Annotated in this window: 1 protein-coding gene (running past one end of the window); it reads left to right on the top strand. The window is 72.4% G+C overall.

What is annotated here, in order from left to right; translation table 11 throughout:
• A protein-coding gene (locus tag STRCI_RS05435) for a type I polyketide synthase (RefSeq protein ID WP_269657690.1) crosses the window boundary here: on the top strand, positions 1-21,947 show its 3' portion. The gene continues 13,201 nt to the left of window position 1, outside the view; 21,947 of the gene's 35,148 nt are visible here — the last part of the coding sequence; its start codon lies off the left edge, out of view; its stop codon occupies positions 21,945-21,947.

The raw sequence follows: 21,947 nt of genomic DNA, 5'->3' as shown, positions 1-21,947 counted from the left end.
CCAAGCATGTCGGCAAGGTCGCCCTGACGATGCCCGTGCCGGTGGACCCGGAGGGCACCGTCCTGATCACCGGCGGGACCGGGACCCTTGGTTCCCTCCTGGCCCGGCATCTCGTCACCGCCCATGGCGTACGGAAGCTGCTGCTGACCAGCCGCCAGGGGCCGGACGCGCCCGCGGCCCGGGAACTCGTAGCGCAGCTCGGTGAGTTGGGAGCCAGTGTCGAGGTCGCCGCCTGTGATGCGGCCGATCGTGATCAGCTCGCCTCGCTGCTCCATGGGCGGCGGCTGACGGGCGTCGTGCACGCGGCGGGCGTGCTGGCCGACGGGCTGGTCACCTCCCTCACTCCGGAGCAACTCGCCACGGTCTGGCGGCCGAAGGCCGAGGCCGCGATCAACCTGCACGAGCTGACCCACGATGCCGACCTCGCCTTCTTCGCGCTGTACTCGTCGGTGTCGGGGGTGCTGGGCGGCCCGGGACAGGCCAACTACGCCGCCGCGAACGCCTTCCTGGACGCCCTCGCGCATCGTCGGCGGGCCGAGGGTCTGACCGCGACCTCGCTGGCGTGGGGGCTGTGGGAGCAGGCAAGCGCGATGACCGGCGAGCTGGGCCGTGCTGACCGGCAGCGACTGAGCCGGACCGGTCTCGCACCGCTGCCGTCGGCGGAGGGACTTGCTTTGCTGGACCGGGCCTTGGCGACCGCCGAGCCCGCCCTGGTGCCCGCCCGACTCGACCTCGCGGGACTGCGGGGTGCCGAGACCGTGCCCGCCGTACTGAGCGGACTCGTCCGTACCGCGCCCAGCCGTCGTACGGCCGACACCTCGGCCGGAACCCGGGACGCGGGTTCTCTGGTCGAGAGGTTCGCCGGACTGAACCGTGCCGAGCGGGAACGGCGGCTCGTGGAGCTGGTGCGCGGCCATGTCGCCGCCGTGCTGGGGCATGCGTCCGAGCAGCCCGTCGACGTCGAGCGTTCCTTCAAGGAGCAGGGCTTCGACTCGCTGACGGCCGTGGAACTGCGCAACCGTCTCGGCACGGCGACCGGGCTCCGTCTCCCCACTGCCCTCGTCTTCGACCACCCGACGCCCGCCCGCGTCGCCGGCTACCTCCACGCCGAGCTGTGGGGCACGGACGAGAAGACGACCGCGCTCGCCCCGGTGGCGGCCCCGGACGAGCCGATCGCGATCGTCGGCATGGCCTGCCGCTACCCCGGCGGCGTGACCTCGCCCGAGGACCTGTGGCGACTGGTCACCGAAGGCACGGACGCGATCGGGGACTTCCCCGTCGACCGGGGCTGGGACCTGGACGGGCTCTACCACCCCGACCCCGCCCACCCCGGGACGACGTACACCCGTCAGGGCGGATTCCTCCACGACGCCGCCGAGTTCGACCCGCACGCCTTCGGGATCTCCCCGCGCGAGGCGCTCGCCATGGACCCGCAGCAGCGGCTGCTGCTGGAGACCACCTGGGAGGCGCTGGAGCGCGCGGGCATCGCGGCCGGCTCGCTGAAGGGGTCGAACAGCGGGGTCTTCGTCGGTGCCGGATACCCGAGCTACCTGGTCGACCTGGAGCGCACGCCGGACGTGGTGGAGGGCTTCTCCCTCACCGGCAACGCGGCGAGTGTGGTCTCCGGGCGGCTGTCGTACACCTTCGGCCTGGAGGGACCGGCGGTCACCGTCGACACGGCCTGCTCGTCGTCTCTGGTGGCGCTGCATCTGGCGGTGCAGTCGCTGCGCAACGGCGAGTGCGACATGGCGTTGGCGGGCGGCGTGACCGTCATGCCGAGCCCCGGCCTCTTCCTTGAGTTCAGTCGGCAGCGGGGGCTCTCGGCGGACGGGCGCTGCAAGCCGTTCGCCGCGGCGGCCGACGGCACCGGCTGGGCGGAGGGCGTCGGTGTCCTCGTGATCGAGCGCCTGTCGGACGCGGAGCGCAACGGCCATCAGGTGCTAGCCGTCGTGCGAGGGTCGGCGATCAATCAGGACGGCGCGTCGAACGGCCTCACCGCGCCGAACGGCCCCTCCCAGCAACGGGTGATCCGAGCCGCCCTCGCCAACTCCGGTCTCACGCCCGCCGAGGTGGACGCGGTGGAGGCGCACGGTACGGGGACGACGCTGGGTGATCCGATCGAGGCGGATGCTCTGTTGGCCACGTATGGGCAGGGGCGGTCGGCTGAGCGGCCGTTGTGGCTGGGGTCGGTGAAGTCGAACATCGGGCATACGCAGGCCGCGGCGGGTGTCGCTGGCGTCATCAAGATGGTGATGGCGATGCGGGCGGGTGTGCTGCCGCGCACGCTGCATGTCGATGAGCCGACACCACACGTCGACTGGGCGGCGGGCGGGGTCCGTTTGCTCACCGCGCCCGTGGAGCTGAGTCCTGAGGACCGTCCTGGGCGGGCCGCTGTGTCGGCGTTCGGGATCTCCGGGACGAACGCGCATGTCGTCCTGGAAGCGGCCTCTGCGGATGCGGACGCGGGTTCGGTGGTGGTCTCGGGTCCGGAGGGGTTGTCGGGGTCGCCGGTGGTGCCGTGGCTGGTGTCGGGGCGCAGCGCTGAGGCTCTGACTGCGCAGGCGGGGCGGTTGGCGTCCGTCGCGGGTGATCCGGTGGATGTGGGGTGGAGTCTTTGGGCTTCGCGTACGGCGTTGGAGCATCGGGCGGTCGTCTGGGGGCGGGAGGCTGCTGAGCTGACGGCGGGGCTTGCTGCTTTGAGCTCTGGTGGTGTGGCGGGGAACGCCGTGTCTGGTGTGGTGGGTTCGGACTCCGGGGTCGTCTTTGTGTTTCCGGGGCAGGGGTCGCAGTGGGTGGGGATGGGGCGGGGGTTGTTGGGGTCCTCGCCGGTGTTTGCGGCGCGGATCGCTGAGTGTTCTGTCGCTTTGTCGCCTTTCGTGGACTGGTCGTTGACCGAGGTGTTGTCGGGTGACGATGACGTGTGGATGCGGCGGGTGGACGTGGTCCAGCCGGTGTTGTGGGCGGTCATGGTGTCGCTGGCCGCGGTGTGGGAGTCGCTGGGTATCGAACCGGCTGCGGTGATTGGTCATTCGCAGGGTGAGATTGCGGCTGCGGCGGTGGTCGGGGCGCTGAGTCTGGAGGATGCGGCTCGGGTCGTGGCGCTGAGGTCTGCTGCTATCCGGGATGAACTGGCTGGTCGTGGTGGGATGTTGTCGCTGGCGACGGGTGCTGAGCAGGCGTCGGGGTGGGTGTCGTCGTACGGGGGCCGGGTCTCGGTGGCGGTCTACAACGGTCCGGACGCCACGGTCGTAGCCGGTGATCCGGAAGCTCTGGACGAGATCGCGGCCACTGCTGAAGCCGCTGGTGTGCGTGCCCGTCGTGTCCCCGTGGATTACGCCTCGCACTCGACGCAGGTGGAAGACATCCGGGAGCGGCTGCTGGAGGTCCTCGCCCCGGTATCGGCGCGTGCATCCCGTGTTCCGGTCATTTCCACTGTCACCGGTGGGGTGTTGGACACGACCACGATGGACGCCTCGTACTGGTACGAGGGCCTGCGCCGGCCCGTCCGCTTCACCGAGGCGATCACCGCCGCTCTCGGCGAGGGGCATGGCCGGGTCATCGAGGTCAGTGCGCATCCGGTGTTGACCATGGGCGTGCAGGCGATCGCGGAGGCCGTCGAGAAGCCGGTCGCTGTGGTGGGCACGTTGCGTCGGGACGAGGACGAGAACGCCCGCTTCATCGCCAGTGCGGCCGAGCTGTGGGTGCGGGGTGTGGACGTCGACTGGTCGGCCGTCTACTCCGGGCGTGCTGTCACGCGCGTCGACCTGCCTACGTACGCCTTCCAACACCAGCGCTACTGGCTGGAGTCCAGCTCGGCCATGGCCGACGTCAGCGGTGCCGGGCTCGCCGCCACCGATCACCCGCTGCTGGGCGCGGCGGTCAGCCTCGCCGCCGATGGGGGACTGGCGCTGACCGGTCGTCTCTCGCTGCGTACGCAACCGTGGCTGGCGGACCATGCCGTCGCGGGGACGGTTCTCTTCCCGGGTGCCGGGTTCGTGGAGTTGGCGATCCGGGCCGGGGACGAGGTCGGTTGCGGACACCTTGCCGAACTCACCCTCCAGGCACCGCTCGTGCTCGCCGCGGATGCCGCCGTACAGATTCAGGTCGCGCTCGCGGCGTCCGACCGCGCAGGGCGCCGGGCGTTGACGATCCACGCGCGGCCCGACGACGGTGGAATCGAGACGCCGTGGACCACCTACGCCGTGGGCGTGGTGTCGGCCGAGGCGGCAACGGTGGTCCCGGACGGGGAGTTCGTGGTGTGGCCCCCGCAGGGCGCCGAGGCCGTCGATGTCTCCGACTTCTACCCGGCCGTGGCTGCCTCCGGTTATCACTACGGGCCGGTGTTCCAGGGGCTGCGTGCGATGTGGCGGCGCGGGGACGAGGTCTTCGCCGAGGTCGTGTTGACGGAGGGCCAGGAGACGGAGGCCGCTCGGTTCGGGATTCATCCGGCGTTGCTGGACGCGGCTCTGCACGCGGTGTTGCCGGTCGATGGCGGTGGGACCCGGTTGCCGTTCGTGTGGTCGGGTGTGTCGTTGTCGGCGGTGGGGGCGTCTGCGGTTCGGGTGCGGTTGGCTCCGGCTGGTGGGGATGCGGTGTCGGTGTTGGTGGCCGATGCCGGGGGTGCTCCGGTGGCGTTCGTGGAGTCGTTGGCGTTGCGCCCGGTGGCCGTGCGGGAGTTGGGGGCAGGGGTACGGGACCAACTGTTCCGGATCGATTGGACCCCCATCGCGGCTCAGGGCGAGCCGGGTTGGGCGCTGCTCGGTGACGAGGACCGTTTCGGAACGGCGGCCCACCAGGGGCTGGCCGCGTTGGCCGAGGCCGGGGTGCCCCCGTTGGTGCTCTGGACGGCGCCGCCCGCGGCGGAGGGCGTCGGGCTGGCGTCGGCCACTGCAGCCGTGACGGGCGCGGTGCTTGCCATGGTGCAGGAGTGGCTGGCGGACGAGCGGTTCGCCGATGCGCGTCTGGTGGTTGCCACGAGCGGGGGCGCGAAAGCCCCTACGGATCTCGCCGCCTCCGCCGTGTGGGGTCTGATCCGCTCCGCCGAGGCGGAGAACCCCGGCCGGTTCGGACTGCTCGACCTCGACGTGGACACCGACGGACTCCTGCCCGCCCTCGCCGCGCTCGGTGCGGGGGAGTGGCAGGTGGCGGTGCGTGGGGGTGAGGTGCTGGCGCCGCGTCTGGTGCGTGCCTCCGGGGCGGGTGCCGCGACTGGGTTTGGTGATGGTGCGGTTCTGGTGACGGGTGGTACGGGGACGTTGGGTGGGTTGATCGCTCGGCATCTCGTCACCGCGCACGGTGTGCGGGAGTTGGTGCTGATCAGCCGTCGTGGTGCTGAGGCGCCGGGTGCGGTGGAGTTGGTCGCGGAGCTTGCGGATGCGGGTGCGGTTGTTGAGGTGGTGGCTTGTGACGCTGCTGATCGGGAGGCGTTGGCGGCGCTGCTTGCCGAGCGTCCGGTCACCGGTGTCGTGCACCTCGCGGGCGTCCTCGATGACGGCGTAGCAACATCGCTCACCCCCGACCGGCTGGCCACCGTTCTGCGTCCCAAGGTGGACGCGGCCGTCAACCTGGACGAGTTGACCCGCGATCTCGACCTCTCCGCCTTCGTTCTCTTCTCCTCCGCCGCCGGTGTCTTCGGCACGGTGGGTCAGGCCAACTACGCCGCCGCCAACACCTTCCTGGACGGCTTGGCCGAGCGGCGCCGGTCCGAGGGGCTGCCGGCGACCTCCCTCGCCTGGGGGCTGTGGGCCGACGCCAGCGGCATGACCGGCGCGATGACGGAGGCCGACCGGGCGCGTGTCACCCGCCAGGCGATGATTCCGCTTACCGCCACCGAGGGACTCGCCGCGCTCGACGCGGCCCTGGCGCACGACGACGCGCACCTCGTACCGGTCGCCTTCGACCGTGCCGCGCTGCGAACCCAGGCCGGCACGGGCGCACTGTCGCCACTGCTGCGCGCCCTCGTGCCCACGACCGTCCGTCGTGTCGTCCACGCCGACACCACCGAGTCCGGGGCGCCCACCCTGGCCCACCGACTGCTCACGCTCCCCGCAACGGAGCGCGAGCCGTTCGCCCTCGACGCCGTCCGCACCCAGGTCGCCTCCGTGCTCGGCCACGCGGGGACGGCCTTGATCGGGGCCGACCGGACGTTCAAGGAGTTGGGGTTCGATTCGCTGTTGGCGGTGGAGTTGCGGAATCGGTTGGGTGAGGCGGTGGGGTTGCGGCTGCCGGCGACGTTGGTTTTTGACTATCCGACGCCGGTTGCGGTGGCGGGGTTGTTGGTGGATGAGCTGGTGGGGGCTGTCGGGCCGGTGGGTGGGGCTGCGGTGGTGGTCGCCGGGGTGGATGATCCGGTGGCGATTGTGTCGGCTGCTTGTCGGTATCCGGGTGGTGTGAGGTCGCCGGAGGAGTTGTGGCGGCTGGTGGTGGAGGGTCGGGATGCGGTGGGGCCGTTCCCGGCTGATCGTGGCTGGGATCTGGAGGGGTTGTTCGATCCGGATCCGGGTGCGTTTGGCAAGTCGTATGCGAGTGAGGGCGGTTTCCTTTACGAGGCTGCTGAGTTCGATGCGGGGTTGTTCGGGATCTCGCCGCGTGAGGCGGTGGCGATGGATCCGCAGCAGCGGTTGCTGTTGGAGACGTCGTGGGAGGTCTTCGAGCGGGCGGGTATCGCGGTGGACTCGGTGCGGGGGAGCCGTACCGGGGTGTTCGCCGGGGTGATGTACCACGACTACGCCAGTCGGCTCCCGAACATCCCTGAGGACATCGAGGGCTACATCGGCACCGGAACCTCCGGAAGCGTGGTCTCCGGCCGACTCGCCTACACCTTCGGCCTCGAAGGGCCTGCCGTCTCCGTCGATACGGCCTGCTCGTCGTCGCTGGTCGCCCTCCACCTCGCGGCCCAGGCGCTGCGTCAGGGCGAGTGCGACCTCGCCCTCGCCGGCGGGGTCACGGTTATGCCTACTCCGGGCACCTTCATCGACTTCAGCCGTCAGCGTGGGCTTGCCGCTGATGGCCGGTGCAAGTCGTTCGCGGCGGGGGCTGACGGTACCGGGTGGGCCGAGGGTGCGGGTGTGCTGCTCCTGGAGCGGCTGTCGGATGCTCGTCGTAACGGTCATCAGGTGCTCGCGGTGGTGCGGGGTTCGGCCGTGAACCAGGACGGGGCGTCCAATGGTCTTACGGCGCCCAACGGGCCTTCGCAGCAGCGTGTTATCCGTGCCGCTCTGGCCAGTGGTGGGCTGAACGCGGGCGACGTGGACGTGGTTGAGGCGCACGGTACGGGCACGACGCTGGGTGACCCGATCGAAGCGCAGGCGCTGCTGGCCACTTACGGTCAGGGCCGGGAAGCGGAACGGCCGTTGTGGCTCGGGTCGGTCAAGTCGAACATCGGGCATGCGCAGGCCGCTGCCGGTGTCGCTGGCGTCATCAAGATGGTGATGGCCATGCGGGAGGGGGTCCTGCCCAGGACTCTCCACGTCGACGAGCCGTCCCCACACGTCGACTGGTCCGCGGGCCACGTGTCCCTGCTCACGGAGCAGCGGGACTGGGAATCTCCGGACCGCGTACGCCGAGTGGGAATCTCATCCTTCGGCGCCAGCGGGACGAATGCGCACGTCATCTTGGAGGAAGCGCCCGAAGAAGCGGCTCAGGCGCCGTCTGTTCCGGGGAGCGGAGTTCTCCCGTGGGTGCTGTCCGCCGGTTCCGAGGATGCGCTCCGGGCGCAGGCCGAGCAGTTGTCGCCGGTAGTCGGTGCGCTTGAACCGGTCGATGTGGGCTGGTCGTTGGCGGCCGGTCGGGCCGCGCTCGGGCACCGTGCCGTCGTCTGGGGTACGGATGCGCAGGAACTGCGGGCGGGGCTGGGGTCCGTGGAGTCCGCAGGTGGTCTGGTGGACGGCCGTCTCGCGGTGCTGTTTACCGGGCAGGGGGCGCAGCGCGTACGTATGGGTGCGGAGCTGGCCGCTGAATTCCCGCTGTTCGCCCAGGTGTTGGGCGAGGTGTGCGCCGCCTTTGAGGGGTTGTTGCCCGAGCCGTTGGCGGAGGTGCTGGCGGGCGGCTCCGACTTGCTGGATCAGACGGTCTTCACGCAGGCCGGGCTGTTCGCGGTGGAAGTGGCGCTCTATCGGCTCGTGGAGTCGTGGGGGGTCCGGCCGGACTTCGTGATGGGTCATTCCATCGGTGAGCTGGTCGCGGCCTACGTCGCGGGGGTGTTCTCGTTGGAGGACGCCTGCCGTTTGGTGGCTGCGCGTGGTGGGCTGATGCAGGCGCTGCCCGAGGGCGGAGCCATGCTCGCCGTGCAAGCGGGGCCGGATGAGATCGGAGACCTTCTCGGTTCAGTGGATCTGGCGGCGGTGAACGGGCCATCATCGGTGGTGGTCTCGGGTCGTGAGGCCGACATCGAGGCCGTACGGGAGCGGTTGACGGGTGTGAAGTCGCGGCGGCTGTCGGTCTCGCACGCCTTCCACTCCTCGCTGATGGAGCCGATGCTCGCCGACTTCGAGCAGGTCGCCGCGGGCATCGCCTACGCCGAACCCCGAATCCCCGTCGTATCGAACCTCTCGGGCCAGGTCGCGGGCGAGGAGATCCGCACTCCCGCTTACTGGGTCCGGCATGTGCGGGAGGCGGTGCGTTTCGCCGACGGTGTCGCCGCGCTGGCCGAGGCCGGGGTGACGAAGTTCCTGGAGCTGGGTCCGGACGCCACGCTGACCGCGATGGCGGCCGAGTCCGCCGAGGGTCTGTTCCTTCCCGCAACTCGCCGCGACCACAACGAAGTCGAGACCTTCACCACTGCCATCTCCCGCCTGTGGGCCAGCGGAGTCGACGTCAACTGGCGTGCCCTCTACGAAGGCCGCAACCCACACCGCGTAGACCTCCCCACCTACCCCTTCCAACGCGACCGCTACTGGCTGGAGGCCACCGCCTCCACCGGCGACCCCGCCGACCTGGGGCTCGGCGCCACGGAGCACCCGCTGCTCGGCGCGGCCGTGTCGCTCGCAGCTGACGGGGGAGTGGTCCTCACCGGCCGCCTCTCCCTCCGTACGCACCCTTGGCTCGCCGACCACACAGTCAGCGGCACCACTCTCTTCCCAGGGACCGGCTTTGTGGAGCTGGCGATTCGCGCCGGTGACGAGGTCGGCTGCGGCCACCTCGCCGAACTCACCCTCCAGACACCGCTGATCCTCCCCGAGCAGGGCGGAGTGCAGATCCAGGCAGTGGTCGGTGCCGCGGACGACGAGGGACGGCGTTCCCTCACCGTGTACTCGCGTCCGGAGACTGCCGAGGCATGGACCGCGCACGCGGAGGGAGTCCTCGCGGAGGCTGTCGGCACGGCCCCCGCCGACCTCGCCGCCTGGCCCCCGCCCGGCGCCGAACCCGTGGACGTCACCGGCTTCTACGCCGAGGCCGAAGCCGCCGGTTACGGCTACGGCCCCGCCTTCCAGGGCCTGACCGCCGTCTGGCGCCGAGGCGACGAGGTCTTCGCTGAGGTGGAATCGGCCGCCGAGGCGGGCGCGTTCGGGATGCACCCCGCCCTGCTCGACTCGGCGCTGCACGCGATGCTGGCCACCTCGGAACCGGGCGAAGAGCTGCGGCTGCCGTTCCTCTGGGAGGGCGTGACGCTCCTCGCCTCCGGCGCCACCGCTGCCCGGGTCCGCCTCGCCCCCCAGGGCGACGACACCCTCTCCGTGCATCTCGCCGACGGCACCGGCGCCCCCATCGCCGTAGCCGAATCGCTGGCCCTGCGCCCCGTTACGGCGGAGCAGTTGGCGTCGGCCCTCTCCAGTGGCACGGACTCGCTCCACCGACTGGCGTGGGAGCCCGCACCGTCGGCCGCCGAGGCGGTGCCGGATTGGGCGGTGCTCGGGGCGGACGAGGCGCTGCCCGCGCCGGGGGGCAGGTACGCCGACCTCGCCGCACTGCTGGAGGGCGCCGTGCCCGCGCTGGCCCTGTTCGCCCCCACCGCCGGCGGCGACCCTGAGCGCATCACCGCCGACGTGCTCGCACTCATACAGGCGTGGCTCTCCGACGAGCGGCTGTCCGACGCGCGACTGGCGATCGTGACGCGGGGGGCCGTGAGCACCGACGCCGGACATGCCTCCGACGCCGGACAGGCCTCCGACGACGGTCACGCCACCTACGCCGGACACGCCACCATCGCCCGTGACACCATCGACCTCGCGACCGCGCCCCTCTGGGGCCTCGTCCGGTCCGCCCAGTCCGAGCACCCCGAGCGCTTCCTCCTGCTCGACCTGGACCCGACCGCCGATGGTGACGATGAGGCCGTGGTGCGGGCTGCGTTGGCCAATGGTGAGCCGCAGATGGCGGTGCGCGAGGGCCGGCTGCTGGTGCCGCGTCTGGTGCGTGCGGCCGGTACCGGCGAGGGCCTCGTGGTTCCGTCGGACACGGCCGCCTGGCGACTGGACACCTCGGGCACCGGCACGCTGGACGGCCTCGCGCTGCGCCCTGCGCCGGATGCGTCCGCGCCGCTGGAGTCCGGACAGATCCGGATCGCCGTACGCGCCGCGGGCCTCAACTTCCGCGATGTCCTCATCGGCCTCGGCATGTACCCCGGCGAGGCGTCCATCGGCAGTGAGATCGCCGGTGTGGTCGTGGAGACGGCCGACGACGTCATCGAGTTCACCCGGGGCGACCGAGTCCTCGGTCTTGTGCCGCGCAGTTTCGGTCCACTGGCGGTGGCGGATGCCCGAGTGATGGTCCCGATGCCGGAGGGCTGGACCTTCGAGCAGGCGGCGACCGTCCCCGTCGTCTTCCTGACCGCCTACTACGGGCTCGCGGACCTCGGTCGACTCCGGGAGGGTGAGACGGTCCTCGTGCATGCGGGTGCGGGTGGTGTCGGGATGGCGGCGATCCAGCTCGCCCGGCACTTCGGCGCGAGGGTCCTTGCTACGGCCAGCCCCGGGAAGTGGGACGCGCTGCGCGGGCTCGGCCTTGACGACGGGCAGATCGCCTCCTCCCGCGATCTCGGCTTCCGCGAGACCTTCGCAGACCAGCGCATCGACGTCGTACTCAACGCCCTGGCCGGTGAGTTCGTCGATGCCTCGCTCGACCTGCTGACCTCCGGTGGCCGGTTCCTGGAGATGGGGAAGACGGACGTCCGTGAGCCTGGGCTGCGGCCTGGGGTCGCATACACGGCCTTCGACATGCTCGACGCCGGCCCCGTGCGGATCGGCGAGATGCTCCGCGCGCTGATGGAGCTGTTCGCGGCCGGGGTGTTGGAGCCGTTGCCGGTGCGGGCGTGGGAGGTGCGCCGGGCGCGGGAGGCGTTCCGGTTCATGAGCCAGGCCAAGCATGTCGGCAAGGTCGCCCTGACGATGCCCGTGCCGGTGGACCCGGAGGGCACCGTCCTGATCACCGGCGGGACCGGGACCCTTGGTTCCCTCCTGGCCCGGCATCTCGTCACCGCCCATGGCGTACGGAAGCTGCTGCTGACCAGCCGCCAGGGGCCGGACGCACCCGCAGCACAGGAACTCGTAGCGCAGCTCGGTGAGTTGGGGGCCACCGTCGAGGTCGCCGCCTGTGACGCGGCCGATCGTGATCAGCTCGCCTCGCTGCTCCATGGGCGGCGGCTGACGGGCGTCGTCCACGCGGCGGGCGTACTGGCCGACGGGCTGGTCACCTCCCTCACCCCCGAGCAGCTCAGTGCCGTCTGGCGGCCGAAGGTCCAAGCCGCCCTCAACCTCCATGAGTTGACCCAAGGCGCCGACCTGTCCTTCTTCGCGCTGTACTCTTCCGCCTCCGGCGTGTTCGGCGGGCCCGGCCAGGCCAACTACGCAGCCGCCAACACCTTCCTCGACGCCCTCGCCCACCACCGCCGCGACCGAGGACTCCCCGCCACCTCCCTCGCCTGGGGGCTGTGGGAGCAGGCCAGCGCGATGACGGGTGAACTGGACCGGGCGGACCGTCGGCGGATGCGCCGGATGGGCATGGCGCCGCTGCCGTCGGCGGAGGGGCTCGCGCTGTTGGACCGGGCCTTGGCGAGCGCCGAGGCCGCCCTCGTGCCCGCCCGTCTCGACCTCGCGGGACTGCGGGGCGCCGAGAGCGTGCCCGCCGTGCTCCGTGGGCTCGCCCGGACCCCGGTCCGGCGCACCGCCCGCGCCGCATCCGCCGCCGACGCGGGTACGGCGCTCGCGGAGCGACTGGCCGGGCTGAGCCGACCGGAGCGGGAACGGCGGCTCGTGGAGCTGGTGCGCGGCCATGTCGCCGCCGTGCTCGGGCATGCCACCGAGCAGTCCGTCGACGCCGACCGCTCCTTCAAGGAGCAGGGCTTCGACTCCCTGACGGCCGTGGAACTGCGCAACCGCCTGGGCACGGCGACCGGGCTCCGTCTCCCCACCGCCCTCGTCTTCGACCACCCGACGCCCACCGCGCTCGCGGGCCATCTCCACGCCGAGCTGTGGGGTGCGGACGAGCAGGAGACCGCTCCCGCCCCGGTGGCGGCCCCGGACGAGCCGATCGCCATCGTCGGCATGGCCTGCCGGTTCCCGGGCGGGGTCACGTCCCCGGAGGAGCTGTGGCGGCTGGTCGCCGGGGGAGTCGACACCATCGGGGCGTTCCCGGCCGACCGGGGCTGGGACCTGGAGGGGGTGTACCACCCGGACCCGGCGCACCCCGGGACGACGTACTCCCGGCAGGGCGGATTCCTGTACGACGCCGCCGAGTTCGACCCGGAGTTGTTCGGGATCTCGCCGCGCGAGGCACTCGCCATGGACCCGCAGCAGCGGCTGCTGCTGGAGACCACCTGGGAGGCCTTCGAGCGGGCGGGTCTGCCGCCGACGTCGTTGCGGGGCAGCCGTACCGGTGTGTTCGCCGGTGTCGTCGCCACCGACTACGCGGCGCGGCTGGACGAGGTGCCGGGTGACATCGAGGGCTATCTCGGCATCGGGAACACCTCCAGCGTCGCCTCCGGGCGGCTCGCCTACACCTTCGGTCTGGAGGGGCCGGCCGTCACCGTCGACACGGCCTGCTCCTCGGCGCTGGTGGCGCTGCACCTCGCGGCGCAGTCACTGCGGCAGGGCGAGTGCGAACTGGCGCTCGCCGGCGGTGTCGCGGTGATGCCGTCGCCGTACATGTTCGTGGAGTTCAGCCGGCAGCGCGGGCTCGCCGCCGACGGCCGCTGCAAGGCGTTCTCGGCCGCCGCGGACGGTACCGCCTGGTCCGAGGGTGTCGGCGTGCTGGTCGTCGAGCGGCTCTCGGACGCCCTCCGCAACGGGCATCAGGTCCTCGCGGTCATGCGCGGCTCCGCCATCAACCAGGACGGTGCCTCCAACGGGCTGACCGCGCCCAACGGCCCGTCCCAGCAGCGCGTCATACGGCAGGCCCTCGCGGGCGCCGGACTGACCGTGGCCGACGTCGACGCGCTGGAGGCGCACGGTACGGGTACGGCCCTGGGGGACCCGATCGAGGCCCAGGCGCTCCTCGCCACCTACGGCCAGGACCGTGACCCGGACCGGCCGCTCTGGCTCGGCTCGGTGAAGTCCAACATCGGGCACACCCAGGCCGCCGCCGGTGTCGCGGGCGTCATCAAGATGGTGATGGCGATGCGGGAGGGCGTCCTGCCCAGGACCCTCCACGCCGACGAGCCCACCCCGCACATCGAGTGGACGGCGGGCGGCGTACGGCTGTTGACCGAGGAGCGGGAGTGGACGGCGAACGGCCGCCCGCGGCGGGCCGGTGTCTCCTCCTTCGGCATCAGCGGGACCAACGCCCACGTCATCCTGGAGCAGGCGCCCGAGCCCGCTGATCCGGACGCCCCCGCCACCGAGGCGGACGCCCCCGCCGCCGCCCCGGACACCCCCGCCGCCGAGCCCGCTGTCCTCATACCGTGGGTGCTTTCCGGGCGTACCGAGGGCGCGCTGCGCGCCCAGGCCGAGCAGCTCGCCTCGTTCAGCGCCGACCGGCCCGGCATCCCCGCCGACGGCATCGCGCTGTCGCTCGCCTCGACCCGCGCGGCCCTTGACCACCGGGCCGTCGTCCTCCCCGATGCCGACGGGACCGCCGCGCTCGGCCGTGGGCTCGCCGCCATAGCCACTGGCGGCCGCGCCCCCGAGGCCGTCACCGGAGTCGCCGACTCCGACGGCCCCGTCGCCGTCCTCTTCACCGGGCAGGGCAGCCAACGGGTCGGCATGGGGCGGGAGTTGTATGCGGCGTACCCGGCCTTCGCGCGGGCGCTCGACGCGGTGTGCGAGGCGCTCGACGAGCACCTGGAACGCCCTTTGCGCGAGGTGCTGTTCGCGGAGCCGGGCAGTGCGGAGGCGGCCCTGCTGGACCGTACCGCCTGGGCCCAGCCCGCGCTCTTCGCCGTGGAAGTGGCCCTGTACCGGCTGGTCGAGCGGTGGGGCGTGCGGGCCGACTACGTCGCCGGGCACTCCATCGGTGAACTGGTCGCCGCCCATGTCGCCGGAGTGCTGTCGCTGGCCGACGCCGCCGTCCTGGTCACCGCGCGCGGACGGCTGATGCAGGCGATGCCGGAGGACGGGGCCATGCTCTCCGTGCGGGCGAGCGAGGAGGTGGTCCGGGAGACCCTCACCGGTCGGGAGACCGAGGTCGCCCTGGCAGCCGTCAACGGACCCGCGTCCGTGGTCGTCGCCGGGGACCGGGAGGCCCTCACCGCCCTGGACGAACTGTGGCGCGAGCGCGGCCACAAGACCCGGTTCCTGCGGGTCAGCCACGCCTTCCACTCCCCGCACATGGACCGGATGCTGACGGAGTTCGGCACCGTCGCCGCCGCGCTGGAGTACGCCGAGCCCCGCATCCCGGTCGTCTCCAACGTCACCGGCGCGGGCGCGGCACCCGGCGAACTGGGCAGCGCCGCGTACTGGGTACGCCATGTCCGCGAACCCGTCCGCTTCCACGACGGCGTGCGCTGGCTGCGCGACCAGGGCGTGACCACCTTCCTGGAACTGGGCCCCGACGGCGTGCTGACAGCCATGGCCGACGAAAGCCTGACCGACGCCGGATCCCCGCCGCTGCTGCTGTCCGCCCTCCGCAACGACCAGCCGGAACCGGCCGCCCTGCTACGCGCCCTCGCCACGCTCTACGTACGTGGCGGGACCGCCGACTGGGCCGCGCTGCACGACGGCGGCGGCGCCACCCGCCGGGTCGAACTGCCCACCTATCCCTTCCAGCGCTCCCGCTTCTGGCTGGAGTCCGCCCGCACCGCACCTGCCGGCGCGGACGCGGTGGAGGCCCGGTTCTGGGAGCTGGTCGAGAACCAGGACGCCTCCGCCCTCGCCGCCGTCCTCGACCTCGACGGCACCGATGACGGCACCGGCACCCCGGACCTCGGCACGCTGCTGCCCGCCCTCGCCACCTGGCGCCGCGGCGAGCGCGACCGCTCCACCCTGGACGCCTGGCGCTACCGCACGGTGTGGAAGCCCGTCGCCGCCCTCGACTCCGGCCGCCTCGACGGCACATGGCTCGCGGTCCTACCGGAATCCACTACGGATCCCGCGGCCGAGGCGCGACTGCTCGACGCCCTGCGCGCCCTCGGCGCCGACATCGTCGAACTCCGCCCGTCGTTCGACGAGCACCTGGCCACGGAGCTTCGCGAGGCCGCACCGCACGGCGTGTCCGGAGTGCTCTCCCTCGGCACCCACGTCGTCGCCGACTCGCTGACCCTGCTCCAGGCCCACGCCTCCGCCGGGCTCGACGCCCCCCTGTGGTGCGTCACTCGCGGCGCCGTCGCCGTCACCCCCGACGAGCGGATCGCCGACCCCGCCCTCGCCCGGATCTGGGGCCTCGGCCGGGTCTTCGGCCTGGAGCACGCCCCGCTCTGGGGCGGCCTGATCGACCTCCCGGCCGAGGGCGCCGACGACCGGGTCGCCGCCCGGCTCGCCGCGGTCCTGGCCGGAGAGGACGGCGAGGACGAGTGTGCCGTCCGCGCCTCCGGAACCTTCCTGCGCCGCCTCGCCCGAGCCGCCACGATCGGCACCCCGGCCCCCGCCGAGGAGTGGAGGCCCGGCGGCACGGTCCTGATCACCGGCGGTACCGGCGGACTCGGCGCGCACATCGCACGCCGGCTGGCCCGCGACGGCGCCGAGGACCTCGTACTCACCAGCCGGCGCGGCCCCGAGGCGCCCGGCGCGGCCGAACTCACCGCCGAGCTCACCGCCCTCGGCGCCCAGGTCTCCGTCGTCGCCTGCGACATCGCCGACCGGGACGCCGTGGCGGCCCTGCTCGACACGCTGCCCGGACGCCGTCCGCTCAGCAGCGTCATCCACGCGGCGGGCATCGCCCACTTCACCGCCATGCAGGAGCTGACCCGGGAGGAACTCGCGGACGTGCTCGCTGCCAAGGCGGACGGGGCGGATCATCTCGACGCGCTCCTCGGCGACCGGGAACTGGACGCCTTCGTGCTGTTCTCCTCCATCGCCGGGGTGTGGGGAAGCGGGCGGCAGGGCGGATACGCCGCCGCCAACGCGCACCTCGACGCGCTGGCCCAGGACCGGCGTGCCCGCGGCCTCGCCGCCACCGCGGTGGCCTGGGGCGCCTGGGCCGACGGAGGCATGGCCGACGGCGACATGACGGCGCACCTCGCACGGCGCGGCATCCGCGCGATGCGGCCCGAACTGGCCGTCGCCGCGCTCCAGCAGGCCCTGGACCGGGGCGACACGACCGTCACCGTCGCCGACGTCGACTGGGAACGCTTCGTCCCCGCCTACACCGCGGCCCGGCACCGCCCGCTCATCAGCGAACTCCCCGATGCCCAGCCGCACTTGACGGCCGCCGACGCTCCGCCGGCCGACAGCGACCCCGCCCGCACCCTCGCCGGACGCACCCCCGAGGAGCAGGAGAAGCTGCTCACACAGACCGTCCTCACCGAAGTGGCCGCCGTCCTCGGCCACAACGGCACCACGGGCCTCCAACCCGCGCGCGCCTTCAAGGACCTCGGCTTCGACTCGCTCACCGGCGTCGAACTGCGCAACCGGCTCACCACCGCCACCGGACTGCGCCTGCCCTCCACCCTGGTCTTCGACCACCCGACACCCACCGCCCTCGTCGCCCACCTGCGCGCCGAACTCCTGGGAGCGGCAACCGAGGTGCCCGCACCGCCCACCACCCGGGTACGCGCGGACGAACCCATCGCCATCGTCGGCATGGCCTGCCACTACCCCGGCGGGGTCACCTCACCGGAGGACCTGTGGCGGCTGGTCACCGAGGAAGGCGACGCCATCGGCGCCTTCCCCGCCGACCGCGGCTGGCACGTCGAGGCCCTCTACGACCCCGAGTCGCGCCGCCCCGGTACCTCGTACGTCCGCGAGGGCGGATTCCTCTACGACGTCGCCGGATTCGACGCCGAGTTCTTCGGGATCTCCCCGCGCGAGGCCCTCGCCATGGACCCCCAGCAACGACTCCTGCTGGAACTGTCCTGGCAGGCCCTGGAGCGCGCCGGACTGCCCCCGACCGGCCTGCACGGCTCCGCGACCGGACTCTTCGTCGGCTCCAACGGCCAGGACTACGCCACCCTTCTGGGCCGCGACCCCGACGCCGTCGCCGGATACCAGGCTACCGGCAGCGCCGCCGCCGTCGTCTCCGGCCGCATCGCCTACGCCCTCGGCCTGGAGGGTCCGGCGGTCACCGTCGACACGGCCTGCTCCTCCTCGCTCGTCGCCCTGCACATGGCCGTCCAGTCCCTGCGCAACAGCGAGTGCGAGCTGGCACTCGCGGCCGGCGTCACCATCATGTCCACGCCCGGTGCGTTCGTGGAGTTCAGCCGCCAGCGCGGACTCGCCGCCGACGCCCGCTGCAAGCCCTTCGCCGAGTCGGCGGACGGCACCGGCTGGTCCGAGGGCGCCGGTGTGCTCGTCGTCGAGCGGCTGTCGGACGCGGTCCGCAACGGCCACCAGGTCCTCGCGGTCGTACGGGGCTCGGCGATCAACCAGGACGGCGCGTCCAACGGGCTGACCGCGCCCAACGGTCCGTCCCAGCAGCGCGTCATCCGCTCCGCGCTCACCGCGGCCGGGCTCACCGCCGCCGACGTCGACGCCGTCGAGGCACACGGCACCGGCACCACCCTCGGCGACCCGATCGAGGCCCAGGCCCTGATCGCCACCTACGGCAGGGCCCGGAACGCCGAACAGCCCCTGTGGCTCGGCTCGGTGAAGTCCAACATCGGCCACACCCAGGCCGCCGCCGGAGTCGCGGGCGTCATCAAGATGGTCATGGCCCTGCGGGCGGGCGTGCTGCCGCCCTCCCTGCACGCCGCCGAACCCACCAGCCACGTCGACTGGTCCGACGGAACCGTCGCCCTGCTGGACCGGGCGGTGCCCTGGGAACAGGGCCGGACGGGACCGCGCCGCGCCGGTGTCTCCGCCTTCGGCATGTCGGGCACGAACGCCCACGTCATCCTGGAGGAGGCGCCGCCCGCGGTCGCGGGTTCGATGGTGGTCTCCGGTCCGGAGGGGTTGTCGGGGTCGCCGGTGGTGCCGTGGCTGGTGTCGGGGCGTACGGCGGAGGCCCTCGCCGGTCAGGCAGAACGACTCGCCGGAGTGCCGGGCGACCCGGCGGACGTCGGCTGGAGCCTGCTGACCACGCGGTCCCCGCTGGAGCATCGCGCGGTCGTATGGGGTTCCGCGTCGACCGAACTGACCGACGGACTGCGGGCATTGGCTGCCGGAACGGCCACGTCCCAGGCCGTCAGCGGCACGGCTCCCGAGACCGGCGGCGGGACCGTCTTCGTGTTCCCGGGGCAGGGGTCGCAGTGGTTGGGGATGGGGCGGGGGCTGTTGGGGTCCTCGCCGGTGTTCGCGGCGCGGATCGCTGAGTGTTCTGTCGCTTTGTCGCCTTTCGTGGACTGGTCGTTGACCGAGGTGTTGTCCGGTGACGATGACGCGTGGATGCGGCGGGTGGACATGGTCCAGCCGGTGTTGTGGGCGGTCATGGTGTCGCTGGCGGCCGTGTGGGAGTCGCTGGGCGTCAAGCCTGCTGCGGTGATTGGTCATTCGCAGGGTGAGATCGCGGCTGCGGCGGTGGTCGGGGCGCTGAGTCTGGAGGATGCGGCTCGGGTCGTTGCGCTTCGCTCGGCCGCCATCCGCGATGAACTGGCCGGTCGTGGTGGGATGTTGTCGCTGGCGACGGGCGCCGAACAGGCTGCGGGCTGGGTCGCGCCGTACGGGGACCGTGTCTCGGTGGCCGTCTACAACGGTCCGGACGCCACGGTCGTAGCCGGTGATCCGGAAGCCCTGGACGAGATCGCGGCCACCGCCGAAGCCAACGGTGTACGCGCTCGCCGTGTCCCCGTGGACTACGCCTCCCACTCCGCACAGGTGGAGGACATCCGCGAGCGGCTGCTGAGTGTGCTCGCACCGGTCACACCGCACGCATCCCGAGTTCCGGTCATCTCCACCGTCACCGGTGGGGTGTTGGACACGACCGAGATGGACGCCTCGTACTGGTACGAGGGCCTGCGCCAGCCCGTCCGGTTCACCGAGGCCGTCCAAGGGGCCCTGGGACAGGGGAACTTCAACCTCATCGAGGTCAGCGCCCACCCCGTCCTGACCATGGGCGTCCAGGCCATCGCCGAGGCTGCCGAGCAGCCGGTCACCGTCGTCGGGACCCTCCGCCGTGACGAGGACGAGAACGCCCGCTTCATCGCCGGCGCCGCCGAACTCTGGGTCCACGGGGCGGACATCGACTGGACGGCCGTCTACGCGGGCCGTCGCATCACCCACGTAGACCTGCCCACCTACGCCTTCCAACACCAGCGCTACTGGCTGGAGCCCGCCGACGAGGCCGCGCCTGCCGTCACCGAGGACGCCGCCTTCTGGGACGCCGTCGAGAGTCAGGACATGGAGGCTCTGTCCGGTGAGCTCGCGCTCGGCGGTGAGTGGGAGGCGTGGCGGGCGGTGCTGCCGGATCTGGCGTCGTGGCGGCGGCGTCGGCGGGAACTGTCGACCGTGGACGGCTGGCGGTACAAGGTCGGCTGGAAGCAGCAGCCGGACTCCGACGCGCCTGCCGCACTGTCCGGCCGCTGGCTCCACCTCACCGCCGAGGGGGCCGAGGGCGACTGGCGTACGAGCCTCATCGGGCTGCTCACCGAGCGCGGCGCCGAGGTGGTGACCCTGCCTGTGCCGTGGGGCGCCGACCGGGCCCTGATCGGAGGGCTGTTGAGCGAGGCGGCCGGGGAGCAGGGCGTGGCCGGGGTGCTGTCCACCTTGGCGTTGGCCGATGAGCGGCCCGCCCACGGGCACCCCATGGTCGCCGAGGGCGTCGCCGCCACGCTCGCGCTGATCCAGGCCGTCGGTGACACCGGACTCGCCGCCCGGGTCTGGTGCGTCACCCGGGGTGCCGTCGCCACCGGCTACGGCGATGAGATCGCCCATCCCGTCCAGGCCGAGATCTGGGGCATGGGCCGGGTTGCCGCGCTCGAACTGCCGCAGCAGTGGGGCGGCATCGTCGACCTGCCCGCCGACATCGAGGACGAGCGGGTCCGCCGCCGGATCGTGGCCGTGCTCGCCCAGCGCGAGACCGTCGAGCACGACCAGGTGGCCGTCCGGGCGGTCGGGCTGCTCGCCCGCCGGATGGTGCCCGCGCCGCTGCCGACCGACGGGCCGGTGCGGAACTGGAAGCCGCGCGGTACCGCCATCGTCACCGGCGGGACCGGGCTGCTCGGCGGCATCCTCGCCCATTGGCTCGCCCGCAACGGCGCCGAGCATCTCGTGCTCACCAGCAGGCGAGGCATGGACGCACCCGGCGCCGCCGAACTGCGAGCGGAACTGGAGGAGTTGGGGGCCCGGGTCACCGTCGCCGCCTGCGACGTCACCGACCGGACAGCGCTCGCCTCGCTCATCGACGGGCTCGACACGGCGGGCGACGACATCCGCGCCGTCTTCCACACCGCCGTCCGCTACGAACTGGGAGCCCTCGCGGACACCACCCTCGCCCAGTACGCCAACGTCATCGACGCCAAGATCACCGGTGCCCGGATGCTCGCCGAACTCCTCGGTGAGCGGGAGCTGGACGCCTTCGTGGTCTACTCCTCCGTCGCCGCCCTCTGGGGCAGCGGCGACCACGGCGCCTACTCCGCCGCCAACGCCCACCTCGACGCCTGGGCGCTCGGTCAGCGGGCCCGCGGAGTGCCGGTGACCGCTGTCGCCTGGGGTATCTGGGACGCCGTCAACGAGCGCGACAGCCGGGACGCCGCCGAACGGCCCGTCCTCAACCAGCGCGCCCAGCGCCAGGGCCTGCCGCTCATCGACCCCGAACTCGCCCTCACCGCCTTCCAACAGGTCCTCGACCACGACGAGATCACCGTGGCCGTCGCCGACGTCGAGTGGGAACGCTTCACCCAGCTCTTCACCTCCGCCCGGGACACCCACTTCCTGGACGACCTCCCGCAGGCCCGGCCGTACCTCCCCGTCACGGGCGGGACCACCGCCGTCCCCGAGGCGGGCACCTCCGAGCTCCGCACCCGCCTGCGCGGACTGCCCGGCAGCGAACAGGACCGGGAACTGCTGGAGTTGGTACGCGCCCAGGCCGCGGCCGTCCTCGGCCACAGCGGCGCCACGACCATCGAACCGGCCCGCGCCTTCAAGGACCTCGGCTTCGACTCGCTCACCGCCGTCGAACTGCGCAACCGGCTCGGCGCCGCCACCGGGCTCACCCTGCCCACCACCCTCGTGTTCGAGCACCCCACCCCCACCGCGCTGGTCGTCCTGCTCCGCGACGAACTGGCGCTCGACGCCGACACCCCGGGCGGCACCGGGGACGTCCTCACCGAACTCGGCCGCCTCGAAGCGGCGCTGGCCGGGTCCACCCCCGACACCGACACCCGCCTCAAACTCACCCGCCAGCTCCAGACCCTCCTGGTGCGGCTGAACGACGACGACGGAACCGGCGGCACGCAGGCCAGCACCGACAGCGCCGACGAGGACGACCTCGAAGCGGCCACCGCAGACGAGATGTTCGCCCTGATCGACCGCGAATTCGGTACCTCCTGA

The organism is Streptomyces cinnabarinus (assembly GCF_027270315.1).
GTDB classification, from domain to species: Bacteria; Actinomycetota; Actinomycetes; order Streptomycetales; family Streptomycetaceae; genus Streptomyces; species Streptomyces cinnabarinus.
This window is presented reverse-complemented; position numbering and strand designations above follow the sequence as displayed.